Below are 14,732 nucleotides of genomic sequence, written 5' to 3' on the forward strand. Positions count from 1 at the left end.
TTTGGACTCTTAACTAACTGGCAAGTGCTTCTTGAATCGCTTTATTGTAAATAACGCGACCCGGAGTTGTGCGTACATACTGAGAAATTAAATTTCCCTGAGCGTCTTCTCTGACTCGGCGATATTTATAAAGTACCGTCCGACTACCATCATCGTTATTGGTCACTTCTAGGGGGTCTGTATCTGGCTGATCAGATTCCACTTCCCCGTCAAACCGCACGTAGATGTAAGCGTGCAGGTCAATTTGCTCTTGTTGGAAGGCCATAATTACGTCCTCCAAAGAGGCAAAATATTTACCTGCGCCCTTTGTCGCACCTGGGTTTTCCGCAGTCAGGTAATAAGCGCCTAACACCATGTCTTGGCTAGGTGTGATAATTGGTCTGCCTGTAGCTGGGGACAAAATGTTGTTAGAAGCCAACATCAATAATCGTGCTTCCGCCTGACTTTCCAAGGATAAGGGTACGTGTACCGCCATTTGGTCGCCGTCAAAGTCAGCGTTAAATGCAGGACACACCAAGGGGTGGAGTTGAATGGCTCTACCTTCCACCAAAATTGGTTCAAAAGCCTGAATACCCAAACGGTGTAGGGTAGGCGCACGGTTGAGCATGACTGGATGTCCTTCAATCACTTCTTCCAGCACATCCCAAACACTGGGGTCATTGCGAGAGATTAACTTTTTCGCAGCTTTGATGTTATTCACCATACCGCTACGAATCAGGCGATTAATCACAAATGGCTGGAATAGTTCAATAGCCATTTCTCTGGGCAAGCCGCACTGGTGAATTTTCAGCTTAGGCCCAACCACAATTACGGAACGTCCAGAGTAGTCAACCCGTTTACCTAACAAGTTTTGCCGGAAACGCCCTTGTTTACCCTCAATAATGTCAGATAAAGATTTCAGGGGTCGGTTGTTTGCCCCAACTACGGTGCGTCCCCGACGACCGTTGTCAATTAGAGCGTCTACGGCTTCTTGCAACATCCGCTTTTCGTTCCGCACAATAATTTCTGGTGCGAGAATTTCTTGCAGTCGTGCTAGACGATTATTTCGGTTAATTACCCGGCGATACAAATCGTTCAAGTCACTGGTTGCAAACCGTCCACCATCTAACTGCACCATTGGGCGCAAATCTGGAGGGATTACAGGAATCACTGTCATCACCATCCACTCTGGCTTAGAACCAGTAGCAATGAAATTGTCAATTACCCGCAGGCGCTTGATGAGTTTTGCTCGTTTTTGTCCTTTAGCGCTGCCAATTTCTTCCCGGAGGCTTTCTGCTTCTTGCTCTAAATTAATATCAGCCAGCAAGCGCAATAGTGCTTCAGCACCGATACCTACCTCTACACCTTGCAACTGAGAATCTTCACTATAGATCTGGTCTTCAATTTCTAACCACTGGTCTTCACTCAGTAGCTGCTTGTAGGTGAGGGTTTCAGCATTACCGGGACTGAGAACAACATAAGAGTTGAAATAAACAATCTGCTCCACATCCCGCAAAGGCATATCCAGCAGAATAGAAATATAGCTAGGAATCCCTTTGAGATACCAAACGTGGGCTACTGGGGCAGCGAGTTTAATATACCCCATGCGGTGACGGCGTACCCGTGACTCGGTAACTTCCACGCCACAACGCTCACACACAATGCCTCTATGACGGACTCTCTTATACTTACCGCAATGACATTCCCAATCTTTCGCGGGGCCAAAGATGCGCTCACAAAACAAGCCATCCATTTCTGGCTTGAGAGTCCGGTAATTAATCGTTTCTGGTTTGGTGACTTCACCTACGACCTGACCATTAGGTAATGTACGCTCACCCCATTGGCGAATACGTTCTGGTGATGCCAAGCCGATTTTAACGTAGTCAAACTGATTAGTTTGGGCGGGTCTCATACTTAAGTGCTGAGTTCTGAGTAAAGTATTCAGTTAAAAGTCATGAATCAAAAGATTTGTTGGGTCTGAGTGCAGGGTTTTTATCCCCAGCACTCGGTAGGTAGTAAAGGCCTCCTACCCCTAACAATCATCTCTATTCGTCATCGTCCAATGATTCGCGGGATAGCGATTCATAGGTTGGTCTGGGTGGTGTACGGCGAGCTAATTGGTCTGCCATTAAATCGACTTCGACATCCAAGGAACTACCATCAGCTTGGGTTTCTACTTTATGTACGGCAATATCTAACCCCAAGGATTGCAGTTCTCGCATCAATACCTTGAAGGATTCTGGTGTTCCAGGTCGAGGAATAGCCTTGCCTTTAACGATCGCATTTAATGCTTCGTTCCGTCCCTGCATATCGTCTGATTTCACAGTCAGCAATTCCTGCAAGGTATAAGCTGCACCGAAAGCTTCCAATGCCCATACTTCCATTTCTCCAAAGCGCTGACCACCTTGTTGGGCTTTTCCACCCAATGGCTGCTGAGTTACTAAGGAGTAAGGGCCTGTAGAACGAGCGTGAATCTTATCGTCTACTAGGTGTACCAGTTTCAGCATATAAGCTACACCGATAGTTACTGGTCGGTCAAAGGGTTCCCCTGTACGACCATCAAACACCATGATTTTGCCTGGGTCATCTGGGTTATAAACCCAATCTTTCCCTGTTTCGTCTCTGGCTTCTTGCAATTTGCCATGTACAATGCGGCGGGATGACTCTTCCCCATACATTTCATCAAAGGGCGTAATCTTAAACCTGACACCCAAGGTATGACCAGCCCAACCCAATAGACACTCAAATACTTGTCCCACGTTCATCCGGCTGGGTACACCAAGGGGATTGAGGACAATATCCACAGGGGAGCCATCGGGCAAGTAAGGCATATCTTCTATGGGCAATATGCGGGAAATAATCCCTTTATTACCGTGGCGACCTGCCATTTTATCCCCAACTTGGATTTTCCGCTTTTGGGCTACATACACCCGGACTACCATATTGGCTCCTGGTGGTAGTTCATCCCCTTGTTCGCGGGTAAACAAGCGCACGTCTACGACCCGTCCTTTTTCTCCGTTGGGTACACGGAGGGAGTTATCTCTTACATCCCGTGCCTTTTCCCCGAAAATTGCCCGTAGTAGTTTTTCTTCTGGTGGCTGGTCGGATTCACCTTTCGGTGTCACTTTGCCTACCAATATGTCTCCCGCTTCTACCCAAGCCCCAATGCGAATGATTCCCTGTTCATCTAACTGACGTAGGGCATCTTCCCCGACGTTAGGAATTTCTCTGGTAATTTCTTCTGGCCCTAGTTTTGTCTGGCGGGCCTCAATTTCATATTTTTCGATGTGAATTGAGGTGTAAATATCATCTTGTACCAGTCGCTCAGAAATTAAAATCGCGTCTTCGTAGTTATAGCCTTCCCAAGGCATATAAGCGACGACGATATTTTGTCCCAGGGCTAATTCTCCGCCTTCCGTGGAAGAACCATCAGCTAGCACCTGACCGGCAACTACACGCTCACCAATCCGTACCAGGGGTTTTTGGTTGAGACAGGTATCTTGGTTAGAACGCTGATACTTGGATACGGTATAGCGAATTTCTTGCCCTTTGTGAGTTGTCAGTTGTCCGTTGTCAGTGCTTTTGCCACTAGCTGCTGGCAATTGCCCACTGACTCTGACCCGTATTTCTGTGGCATCCACGTAGACAACATCCCCATCAGTCCGGGAAACTATCACCATCCCTGAGTCTCTCGCACCTTGAGCTTCTAAGCCTGTTCCTACTAAGGGACGCTCTGGTTTCAGTAGAGGTACAGCTTGCCGTTGCATATTGGAACCCATGAGGGCGCGGTTAGCGTCATCATGTTCCAAGAAGGGAATCATACTGGTAGCTACAGAGACAATCTGTACTGGTGATACGGCTACGTAGTCTACTTGTTCCGGTGTGGTGGTGGAGAATTCCTGACGATAGCGGACTGGTACTTGTGGGCCAATAATATGGCCATTTTCATCTACAGGAATATCCCCTGGTGCTACCCGCAGGTCGTCTTCTTCGTCGGCGGTCATGTAGACTGCGGGTTGATCAAATCTCACCCGGCCGTTTTCTACTGGTCTAAATGGCGTTTCTAAGAAGCCGTATTGGTTAACGCGGGCGTGGGTTGCTAAGGAACCAATCAAACCAGCGTTGGGGCCTTCTGGTGTCTCAATGGGGCAAATCCGTCCGTAGTGGGAGGGGTGAATGTCTCGCACGGCAAAACCCGCCCGTTCTCTGGTTAAACCACCAGGGCCAAGGGCTGACAGACGGCGTTTGTGGGTCAGTTCGGCTAAAGGATTGGTTTGATCCATGAACTGACTGAGTTGGCTGGAGCCAAAGAATTCTTTGATGGCGGCGACCAATGGTTTGGGGTTAACCAAGGATGCTGGTGTTAATACTTCTGCATCAGATACTGTCATCCGTTCCCGGATAATTCTTTCTAGGCGGTTTAAGCCCACTCTGACTTGGTTTTGCAGTAATTCACCAACGCTTCTGACCCGACGATTACCCAAGTGGTCGATGTCATCAATACTACCAATGTCATATTCCAGGTTGATCAGGTAATCGACGGCTGCCAAAATATCGCCAGAGGTGAGGACGCGGACAGTATCGGGGACTGATAGGCGTAATTTTTTGTTGAGTTTGTATCTACCGACTCGACCCAAGTCATAACGTTTGGGATCGAAGAAGCGGGAGTCTAACAATTGTTGCCCACCCAGTACGGTTGGTGGTTCACCGGGTCGCAGTTTACGATATAACTCCATCAGAGCTTCTTCTTCGGAAAACTGCCCTTCTTTCTCGATAGTTTTCTGGAAGTACTCTGGGTGGCGCAGGGCATCAAAAATTTCGTTATCTGATAAGCCGAGAGCTTTTAATAGTACTTGGGCTGAGAGTTTGCGGGTTTTGTCGATGCGTACCCACACCAAATCGTTCCGGTCTGTTTCAAATTTTAGCCATGCGCCCCGGTTGGGGATGAGGCTGGCTGAATATGTCCGGCGGCCGTTTTTGTCGATTTCTGATTTGTAGTAAACTCCAGGCGATCGCACAATTTGATTGACAATTACCCGTTCAGCTCCGTTAATAATGAACGTGCCGCGATCGGTCATCAAAGGTAGATCCCCGATAAATACTTCTTGTTCTTTGATGTCCCCGGTTTCTTTATTCAACAGGCGGGTGGGAACATACATTTGTACAGCATAGGTACTGTCGCGGCGTTTCGCTTCTTCAACGCTGTACTTTGGCTCCTTAAGTTTGTAATTATGTCCTAAAAAATGCAGTTCTAATTTGCCTGTATAGTCTGTAATAGGACTAAAGGAGTTAAGTTCTTCGATCAGCCCTTCTTCTAAAAACCAGCGAAAGCTTGAACGCTGGATTTCAATCAAGTCGGGCAACAGAAAGGCGGGTTCAATATAATTTTCGCTAATCATGCCTCTACCTTTGTCAACCTGGTTAAATTTTTTAGATGACACTACAGCTAGTGTCTTTAGCCGTTTGGGAACTTCTCCTGTATGCTCACCTGATTATTTACAGGCAATGGCAAACGCAGCAATTGAAGCTGGAGAGTGCGATTTTGACAAGAGGGGTAATAGCCCCCAATTGCCAGTCAAGGGTATTCCTATCGAGCTACGCAGCCGATTTCCCAACAGCAGTTGTTTGCAATATTTTGGAATTTGATCTGTTTTTCTCACTTCCCCTCCCAAAAGCGCGTTAATTTGCATGACGCTGCTCTAACCTTTTGTCTTACCGATATACCTTTTATACTCGTGGTGGTATCTCGAAATAAAGGAAATGAGCCGCATTATGGAGGTTTTGAATGAAAATGGCCTGATTTTGCTGGGTTTTAATCACAAGGCAATTTCTTTTAACAATTTTCTATAGGTTCAATTACAGGCGTTGTGTAGCCAAGGTTTATCTCAATTTGGGTTGAGATCATCCGCTTGTAGAGGTATGAGGATGGTCAAGTTGATAACTTTACAAAATCAAGCTTAGGAGTTATTAGTTCCTTCTTTTATCATTATGACGCACACAAAATGTTTTGGAGGGATTAATCTTAGCATATTTTTGTCCTCCTAGCGGCTTATTTATTTTAATGAAGGCTAAAGGAAAAAGGGATCGGGGATTGGTAGTGGGGACTGGGGAAGAATTAATTCAGAATTTAAGAATTTTTCTCCCTACACTCTGCCTTGTTTCTACTTAGCGAGTTTTATAACACCAGACCGAATAATTCGCAGGCATTTTGGGTAGTTTGAGCAGAAATTGCCTCTAGTGTTTCTCCACGTAACGCGGCTACTTGCTCGGCTACATGGCGTACATAAGCAGGCTCATTCCGCTTTTCTCCCCGTTTGGGAACTGGTGCTAAAAAGGGGCAGTCTGTTTCAATCAGTAGGCGATCGCTTTTTACCATTGCAGCCGAGGCTTGAATAGCTTTGGCGCTTTTGAATGTAACTGTGCCGCTAAAGCTAATATAAAAACCTAAGTCAAGAAACCACTGGGTTTCTTCTGGCGTTCCTCCCCAACAGTGCATTACACCCCGAATTTTATCACCTGTACGCTCCTGCCATTTTTGCAAGATTTCTCTTACAGCCACTGCCGCGTCCCGACAGTGAATAATTACTGGTAAGTTGAGTTGGGAGGCGATCGCTAATTGTGCCTCAAACACCATGCGCTGTTGCTCATTGTTATCGGCTTTGTAAAAATCCAGCCCCATCTCGCCAATTGCCACTATCTTAGAATCAGAACGAGCCAAAGATAAGATTTGCTCGCCTGTGTCACTTTGCCATTTATCCGCATCTAAAGGATGCAGCCCTACAGCAAAACTTATTTCGGGAAATTGGTGAGCTATGGCTTGAATACTAGGAAATTCCTCCGGCTCAACACAGGAATGAACTAAACGTACAACTCCTGCTTCTTGCCAGCGCGATCGCACTTCTGCCAAATCTGACTGGAAGGTGTCAAAATTTAGGTGTACGTGGGTGTCAATTAGCTGCATCATTTAGTCGTTAGTCATTAGTCAATAGTCAATGGTCAAGAGTTATGAAAGAAACTGTTGACGTTGGACTATTGACTCTTAGACTATTATGCTGTTTGCTCGATGGGTTTGAGTTTGCTAGCGAGTCTGGACTTTTTCCTAGCCCCGTTGTTGGGATGGAGGATGCCCCGTTTGACTGCTTTGTCGATTCTGCTGTAAGCCGCAGCTAGGCGTGTTTGCGCTTCCTGTTTTGATTCTGGAGTAGGATTAGCTGCATAGGCTTGTACAGCGCTTAGGTAATTTTTCATCAGCGTCTTAACTGATGATTTGTAGGTTTTGTTACGTACCCGGTTGCGTTCTGCGATTTGGGCGCGTTTAAGGGCAGACTTATTATTAGCCACAGTCGATTCCAAAAAGAAAATTATATGTACACACACTACTAGACTTACTAATATAGCATCTGTGTTGCCAATGTGAGAATTTAGGAAAATTTTTTCAGTCAGGTTTTTTCTGAGGCTCAGTGAGCATATATGGGTAACAAAATCAACAATAAGAACACCAGTGTGTGCTAAACCGGAGAAAACAGTTTAAAATAAGGTACTCTAATCAAAAAATATCCATTCTCCAATTCTGCCAAACTTAGTCAAGTAGTTAAGAACACCAGTTGTTTAGTTCGTTACCAAAATGAATTTAATTTCATGAAAAACGGCAAGGGTTAATCAGCTGGAGTAGCGGTATAAACGCCATTACATATCTATCTACGACCAAGACTAGTTACTAAAAGATAAACATAAGTAAAAATTATCATCAGAGCCTGTTTTTCCTGATAAATTACACGAGAACTAGATGTGCGTCAGCGCAATCTTTCTACTCAGAAATTTTAGGAAAGAGGTTTAAGGGAATGAGGGATTGGCGCTCCTACTCCCTGCCGTAGTCAATAAAAGGCGCGGACTGAGAAACTTAGTTGCCTCCCCAAGCAAATCAGGTGCTGGAAGCCTTGGGAGAGTATCAAAAAAATCCAGGTTAAGCTAGAAGAGAGAGTTAGATGAAGCTTGGTATCCTTTGGGGTAAAAAGTAAAAATAATTCTCAGGCGGGTATATTCTAAATTTTGGCATTGTCCTTACTCCATGCTGCGAATCATTACTCAGCAGGCAGATGTTAAAGCAGAACTGCAAAGAATCTGCGATCGCACTCACGACGAACAGGTGCTTCACAAGGAAGCAACTGTGCGGGAAGTGTTGCAAGCAGTGAAACGCCAAGGCGACAAAGCTGTTTTGCATTACACAGACGAATTTGACAATCAAATTCTCAAAGCTGAAGAGTTGCGCGTTACAGGTTCAGAACTGGACGCAGCTTACCAACAGGTATCAAAGGAACTGCTGGAGGCGATTCAGCTAGCTAGCCGCCAAATTGAAGCTTTTCATCGTCAGCGAGTCCCCAAAAGCTGGGTACACTTTGGCGATGATGATATTGTACTGGGCAAACGCTACACTCCTGTAGACCGTGCGGGTTTGTATGTTCCTGGTGGTCGCGCTGCTTACGTCAGTACAGTGCTGATGAACGCAATTCCGGCGAAGGTGGCTGGTGTACCGCGTATAGTAATGGCGACACCACCAGGCGCACAGAAAGCGATTAATCCCGCAGTGTTAGTAGCAGCCCAAGAAGTTGGGGTGCAAGAAATTTATCGGGTAGGGGGGGCGCAAGCGATCGCCGCTTTAGCCTATGGTACAGAGACAATCCCCAAGGTTGATGTAATTACTGGGCCTGGTAACATCTATGTCACTTTGGCGAAAAAACTGGTTTACGGCACTGTGGGGATCGATTCCTTAGCCGGGCCTAGTGAAGTGCTGATTATTGCCGATGAAGGAGCAAATCCTGTCCATGTAGCCACTGATATGCTGGCACAGGCGGAACATGACCCAATGGCGGCGGCAATTTTGTTTACCACAGACCCAGCTTTGGCCAAGAATGTCCAAGTAGCAGTGGAAAGACAATTGGTAGACCATCCACGGCGGATAGATACCGAAAAAGCGATCGCTCATTACGGTTTAATCGTGCTTGTAGAATCCCTAGATGCAGCCGCAGAACTCTCCAATGAATTTGCACCAGAACACCTAGAGTTAGAAGTTAAAGATCCTTGGGCTGTATTACCCAACATTCGCCATGCTGGTGCTATCTTCCTCGGTTATTCCACACCAGAAGCCGTAGGAGATTATCTAGCCGGCCCCAACCATACTTTACCTACATCTGGTGCTGCCCGCTATGCCTCTGCCTTAAGTGTAGAAACTTTCCTCAAACATTCCAGCATCATTCAGTATTCCCAAACTGCACTCAATAAGGTAGCTGGAGCGATCGACGCTTTAGCCACGGCTGAGGGCTTACCCTCCCATGCTGATTCAGTGAAGCGGAGAATTCAGCAAGATGAATGATGAGGAATGTTTAATTTTTTCCTATACTTTTGGTAAAAGTTACTCAGTGGTTGCAAACTGAGACTCTGGCCAGCTGTCGCCTCAAGGACAAAAAGCTCCGGATAGCGAAGACTCCACCATACAAACTTAGACCTAATGTGAGTCATTGTTGAGGTGTAGCTGCCAGTAGCTTGGTCTATCTACTTATATCAGGGGTCTACTCTGGAGGAGGCAACAGCAGTGGTAAGAAATATTTTGGTAGCGCTAGATGGTTCAGAAATTGCCCCACGAGTAGTTGAGGTATTAGATGAATTAGTGTTGTCACCAGACGGCACAGTAGTTCTGTGTCATGTGTTTCCTACAGCAGATTCAGAGATGGAATTACCTGCTGACCTTCCCCACCCAGAATCTACTACAGGTTCTTATTTTCAAATTGAAAAACAATTGCAATATTATCAAGATAACTTATCAGTTAAAACCGAATTAGAATTGGTGACAGGCGACCCAGCAGAAGAGATTATTCGTTTATCTAATATTTATCAAACTGACTTAATTATTATTGGCAGTCGCGGCTTAACTGGCATGAAGCGCATTGTGTCAGGTTCTGTCAGCAATCAAGTAGTAGAAGAAGCTAATTGCTCAGTTCTGGTAGTCAAGCCCAAGTGAGGTTAGAGGTTAAAGTAGATTTAAAGTCGGCTTTTCCCTACTTCCCACTATAGCTACAACCCCAGCAGTTACTAAAATATTTACCTTTGAAGAGTATCTTGCTTATTATGATGGGACTGATACTCGCTATGAATTGGTCAATGGAGAACTAATTCCTGTGAGTCTGAGAACTGGACAACATGGGGCGATAGTAGGTTTTCTTAATAACTCCTTTCGAGATGAAATTCGCCACCAAAAGTTTAGATTGGACTTCTCAACAAATGGTTATTGGTGTTCGTTCTCCTCGTGCAGGGAAATGGGATACATCAAGAGTTCCCGATATAGTTGTGATTCCATTAGCTCAATGGCGAGATTTGAGAAACCGAGAAGCAGTGATTGAACTGAATGAACTACCGCCATTATTGGTAGTGGAAGTTGTCAATGAATCAACAAAAACCGTAGATTATCGAGCCAAGCGAGTTGAGTATAACGTTCTCAATATTCCAGAGTATTGGATTGTTGATCCATTAACCAACAAAGTGACTGTTTTCGGCTTGATTGAGGAATTATATGAGCCAGTGGAGTTTGTTGGTACAGAATCGATTCAATCTCAAATTTTTCCAGAGTTGAGATTAACCGTTGAGCAAGTTTTATCTGCTGAGGATTAGAGGTTTTTATTTTTCTAGAGTTGTTAAAAACTGCCGCAAACTTAATAAACTCAAGGTTTGTCCCAAATTCAAGGGCAAAAGTGACACCCCTTCTAAACGCGACTGTACCCAACCGTCTCCCCAGTACCATTCATGAAAACCATCGATACCACCACTGAGTAGCAAGCGCAGACAGTTGGGCTTGGCTACATCTACTCGATGATGAATTGCTACCGGCCCAGCCCAGGTTGTAAACTGCAATCCTGTGTGTAGTTCATCTGGTGTTCCTGGCGCAAAGCGTTGTCCCATCAACCATTTTTCTAATTGTACCGGACGCAGCAGACTATCATGAATGGTGTTTGCTGATGCTGCTATTTCGATACGCAGTTGGCTTTGTTGAAAATTACCTAGCATTTGCAGAAGTTGAATTAAAGAGATTTCTGTAGCGATCCTAGATCACAGATCAACAACTTGATAAAAATAAATGTTGTTAAAGGTCAGTTAATTTTACACGAAACTCTTTCTGTCAACTAGAACTCAAAGTTTCATTGCAGTTGATCTCATTCCTAACATCATCTTTAGTTTGTTTTATCGAATCTCTCACGCCATCAGATGAATCCAACAATATCATTGTGACAGACGTTGCATGAAACATCTTTAACTGTGGATGCTTGCGTAAGTTTTGTATAAGTTAAGTTTTGTTATAATGGGGTAATATTTTTGTATCTCTAGCTTAAGAGCCAGGGCATTTGTTAAGAAATTATTATTGGTAAGGTTCTTCATGGCGGATCAATTAATTCGCGCCACGGCAGCCGATGGCGGGATTCGTGCAGTGGGTGTGATTACCACACGGTTGACGGAAGAAGCAAGACAGCGTCACAAGCTTTCTTATGTCGCTACTGCTGCTTTGGGACGGACGATGGCGGCTGGCTTGTTGATGGCTTCTAGCATGAAACGAGCTGGTTCTAGGGTGAACGTCCGGGTGAAGGGTGACGGGCCGTTGGCTGGGATTTTAGTAGATGCTGGCTTGGATGGGACGGTGCGCGGTTATGTAGGCAATCCACATATAGAATTACCTCCGAATGCCAGAGGTAAATTAGATGTGGGTGGCGCGGTAGGAAATGGTTATCTCTATGTTGTCAGAGATATTGGTTATGGCTACCCTTACTCTAGTACGGTAGAACTGGTTTCTGGTGAAATTGGTGATGATGTGGCTCATTACCTCGTGACTTCTGAGCAAACACCTTCGGCGTTGATGTTAGGGGTGTTTGTCGGGGCCGGTGGTGTAACTGCGGCTGGCGGTTTGCTGGTGCAGGTGTTGCCGAAAGCAGCTAGAGATGAAGCTTTAGTGGCAAAATTAGAATCGAGGGTGGGGGCTTTATCAGGGTTTACGCCGTTGTTGCAAGCGGGTAAAACTTTGCCGGAAATCTTTCACGATTTGCTGGGTGATATGGGGCTGACGATTTTTCCCGAAAGCCAAATACTGCGCTTTCATTGCGGTTGCTCATTCGATCGCGTGTTAGGAGCATTAAAGATGTTGGGAGAAGCCGAATTACAAGATATGATTGTTAAAGATGATGGAGCTGAAGCAACTTGCGATTTTTGTGGCAAGGTTTATCAAGCCAGCAGTGAGCATCTCACTCAATTAATTGTGGATTTGCAAACTGAGTCTTCTGTATCGGGTTAATGTATAAAAGGGATCTGGATCTACTAATTATTAATGGTATTTAAAGAAAAGATAATGTAACAAGTAGCTTTTAAATTATGAGAAAGTTACTATGGCAAAAATAGCATTATCATTCTAAAACAGATCGCTATTCAACTATTTTGGTGTGAGAGATGACAGAGCGGGATATCCCAGAAAGTTGGCATCCAACCAGAGGAAGAAAACCAGATGAAATGGACGGTGTATCCCGATCGCCACAAGTCGGTGACACCCAAGCATTCGGTGTCCCGGCTCCTGGTTCTGCTAATACGGTGAGGCAACGACTAGATTATAATACCGAAGAATTACCTATAAATCAGCAATCAAAAGTAACTAATTTTACGAAGAAAAATTTTGTTAAGTTGCCTCGCTGGATGCAGGGTTGGGTGGGTTGGGCTTTATTGTTAACGCTCCTTCCTGGTGGTATCGGGTTTCTGGCAATGGCGATGCTCCTGAAGTTGCCATCCGCGCCTAACTGTCCGGCGATTTTTTGGCCTTTGGCAAGTGCTTCTGTACGGATACATTGCGCTCAGTTGGCAGCTTCTAAACAAACAGTTGATGATTTGCTGCAAGCGATCGCTTTAGTCAAGCAACTACCACAGGATCACCCATTGCGGGGCGAAGCTGACAGGTTTTTAGAAGAGTGGTCGCGGGATGTTTTAGAATTGGCAGACGAGAGTTTTCAGGCAGGGAATTTAGAACAGGCGATCGCTACAGCCAAAAAAATACCCGAAGACCTGACTGCTTATAAGTTGGTAGATGAACAAATCACCAAGTGGCAAACGATTTGGAGTAAAGCCCAGGGCATATACGCAGATGCAGAAGAAGAACTGCGGCAACAGCGCTGGCAATCGGCGTTTATGGTGGCTTCTCAATTACTGCGTGTAGATAATAAATACTGGGCCAGTGCCAAATACGACGAACTCAACGACATTATCACCTCATCCAAGGAGGATGTGGACAAGTTAGACAAAGCCCAAAGATTGGCTAATAGTAAAGAGGTAGATAATTTACTAGAAGCAATTAAACTGGCGGAGTCGATTGAGCAGAAAAGTTACTTGTATCGCAAAGCCCAAGAATCAATTCCGGCCTTTGGACGCAAGATGCTAGAGTTGGCACAGGCAAAGATGGACGCACGGGATGCAGATACAGCTTTAGAAATTGCGAGGCAAATTCCTGAAAGTACTGGATTGCAAACGGAAGTTGAAGATTTTATTGCTTTGGGTGATGCTCGAAGGAATGCTTGGTTGGGTAATATTGCAGGTTTGGAAACGGCAATTAGTCAGGCGCAACAAATTAATGCGTCTCGACCAAACTATGATCAAGCTCAACAGTTAATTAGCCGTTGGCAGTTGGAAATTGAAGATGTTGCCCGTCTAGAAAAGGCACAGGGATTAGCTAATCAAGGTACAATCAATGACTTAGTAGCGGCGATCGCTGAAGCACAGATGATTCCTGGTAGTAATCCTCGTGGTTCCGAAGCGAGACAAAATATCAACCGTTGGCAGTCGCAAGTTGAAACTATTGAAGATAGACCATATTTGGATCGGGCTGAACAAATTGCCTTGTTAGACGATGTTAACTCTTTGCAGGCGGCGATCGCGGAAGCTGGTCAAATTCGTCAAGGTCGGGCTTTGTATCCAGAAGCACGTAGAAGAATTAGAACTTGGGTAAGCAAGGTACAGCGCATTCAAGACCAACCTTATTTAGATCAAGCGCGGGAGTTTGCGGCGCGGGGTGATTTGTCGGCGGCGATTAATGCAGCTCAAACCATAGCATCCTCCGGACGGGCGCTTTCTGGGGAAGCACAAACCGCGATTGATGATTGGCGATCGCAAATTCGCGCCAGAGATAACTGGAACCGCGCCAGGGAAGTGGCGGCTGCTGGTACTTCACCAGCTCTAGCGGAAGCAATACGCATAGCTAATCAGGTATCCAATAATAGTATTTTGCGGATGGATGCAAATATAGCTATTGATCAATGGGGTCAGCAAATACTAGATATTGCTCGTTCTGATGGTAGTTCTGATATGTCTAAGGCGATCGAAACTGCTCGGTTGATTCCACGCAGTAGTTCTGCTTATAGTGCGGCGCAGGAACAAATTAAAATTTGGCAGCAATTTCTCAATCCTGCACCTCAGCCTCAGCCTGAGCAATTTGAGCCTTCAACTATTATTAATGGGCAGTAGTTTGGATTTGAGCTATTCTGCTTTTAAGTTGCACAATTCATCGTCAGGGCTGTTAACTGTTGATCGTTGACAGTTGACAGTTATGAGAATTTTGCTTTTATCCCTGATAGGGATTGATGTTAACTTACGCTGAATGTCACGTGTGTAAACAAAGTGAAACTCTTAGTGTAAAGGGGTGTAGGGGCTTTCAAGGGTAGGTTTTTTGTATTGAACTCCTA

General features: G+C 45.2%; 12 protein-coding genes. 7 read left to right on the forward strand and 5 right to left on the reverse strand.

Annotated features, from left to right (window positions below; all coding sequences use genetic code 11):
* Positions 1-13 precede the first annotated feature (13 nt).
* Both H6G14_RS16285 and rpoB read right to left on the reverse strand, forming a co-directional pair.
* Complete coding sequence (locus tag H6G14_RS16285; protein ID WP_190568397.1) at positions 14-1,891, reverse strand: DNA-directed RNA polymerase subunit gamma; 1,878 nt, start codon at positions 1,889-1,891, stop codon at positions 14-16.
* Between the two features lie 133 nt (positions 1,892-2,024).
* A complete protein-coding gene (gene rpoB, locus H6G14_RS16290; protein ID WP_190568398.1) occupies positions 2,025-5,378 on the reverse strand; it encodes a DNA-directed RNA polymerase subunit beta in 3,354 nt (1,117 codons plus the stop codon).
* Between rpoB and H6G14_RS16295 the strand changes: the two genes are divergently transcribed.
* The gene (locus H6G14_RS16295; RefSeq protein WP_190568399.1) at positions 5,377-5,625 is read left to right on the forward strand and encodes a hypothetical protein; all 249 of its coding nucleotides are present in this window, start codon (positions 5,377-5,379) and stop codon (positions 5,623-5,625) included. The genes rpoB and H6G14_RS16295 overlap by 2 nt on opposite strands.
* 529 nt (positions 5,626-6,154) lie before the next feature.
* Here H6G14_RS16295 and H6G14_RS16300 read toward each other — a convergent pair.
* Together H6G14_RS16300 and rpsT are read right to left on the reverse strand one after the other, a co-directional pair.
* On the reverse strand, positions 6,155-6,940 hold the full coding sequence (locus H6G14_RS16300; protein ID WP_190568433.1) for a TatD family hydrolase: 786 nt from the start codon (positions 6,938-6,940) through the stop codon (positions 6,155-6,157).
* 86 nt (positions 6,941-7,026) lie between these two features.
* Positions 7,027-7,320, reverse strand: coding sequence for a 30S ribosomal protein S20 (gene rpsT, locus H6G14_RS16305; RefSeq protein WP_010995761.1), 294 nt, complete (start codon positions 7,318-7,320; stop codon positions 7,027-7,029).
* A gap of 727 nt (positions 7,321-8,047) precedes the next feature.
* Between rpsT and hisD the strand changes: the two genes are divergently transcribed.
* The 4 genes from hisD (at position 8,048) to H6G14_RS33155 (ending at position 10,641) form a co-directional block, all read left to right on the forward strand.
* Positions 8,048-9,349, forward strand: coding sequence for a histidinol dehydrogenase (gene hisD / locus H6G14_RS16310; protein WP_011320885.1), 1,302 nt, complete (start codon positions 8,048-8,050; stop codon positions 9,347-9,349).
* A gap of 219 nt (positions 9,350-9,568) precedes the next feature.
* Positions 9,569-9,994 (forward strand): universal stress protein, encoded by a 426-nt coding sequence (locus H6G14_RS16315; protein ID WP_190568400.1) that lies wholly within the window; start codon positions 9,569-9,571, stop codon positions 9,992-9,994.
* A gap of 133 nt (positions 9,995-10,127) precedes the next feature.
* Entirely contained in the window at positions 10,128-10,373 is a 246-nt protein-coding gene (locus tag H6G14_RS34035) for a hypothetical protein (protein ID WP_277884318.1), read from the forward strand.
* Positions 10,255-10,641: a Uma2 family endonuclease gene (locus H6G14_RS33155; protein ID WP_199326188.1), complete on the forward strand. Its 387-nt coding sequence runs from the start codon at positions 10,255-10,257 to the stop codon at positions 10,639-10,641. Before H6G14_RS34035 ends, H6G14_RS33155 begins: the two co-directional genes overlap by 119 nt.
* A 6-nt stretch (positions 10,642-10,647) precedes the next feature.
* Here H6G14_RS33155 and H6G14_RS16325 read toward each other — a convergent pair whose 3' ends face one another.
* A complete protein-coding gene (locus H6G14_RS16325) occupies positions 10,648-11,034 on the reverse strand; it encodes a hypothetical protein (RefSeq protein ID WP_190568401.1) in 387 nt (128 codons plus the stop codon).
* A gap of 367 nt (positions 11,035-11,401) precedes the next feature.
* Between H6G14_RS16325 and hslO the strand changes: the two genes are divergently transcribed.
* Together hslO and H6G14_RS16335 are read left to right on the forward strand one after the other, a co-directional pair.
* Positions 11,402-12,307, forward strand: coding sequence for an Hsp33 family molecular chaperone HslO (gene hslO / locus H6G14_RS16330; protein ID WP_190568402.1), 906 nt, complete (start codon positions 11,402-11,404; stop codon positions 12,305-12,307).
* Positions 12,308-12,459: 152 nt separating this feature from the next.
* The gene (locus H6G14_RS16335; protein WP_190568403.1) at positions 12,460-14,514 is read left to right on the forward strand and encodes a coiled-coil domain-containing protein; all 2,055 of its coding nucleotides are present in this window, start codon (positions 12,460-12,462) and stop codon (positions 14,512-14,514) included.
* Positions 14,515-14,732 lie beyond the last annotated feature (218 nt).

The organism is Nostoc parmelioides FACHB-3921 (assembly GCF_014696625.1).
GTDB classification, from domain to species: Bacteria; Cyanobacteriota; Cyanobacteriia; order Cyanobacteriales; family Nostocaceae; genus Trichormus; species Trichormus parmelioides.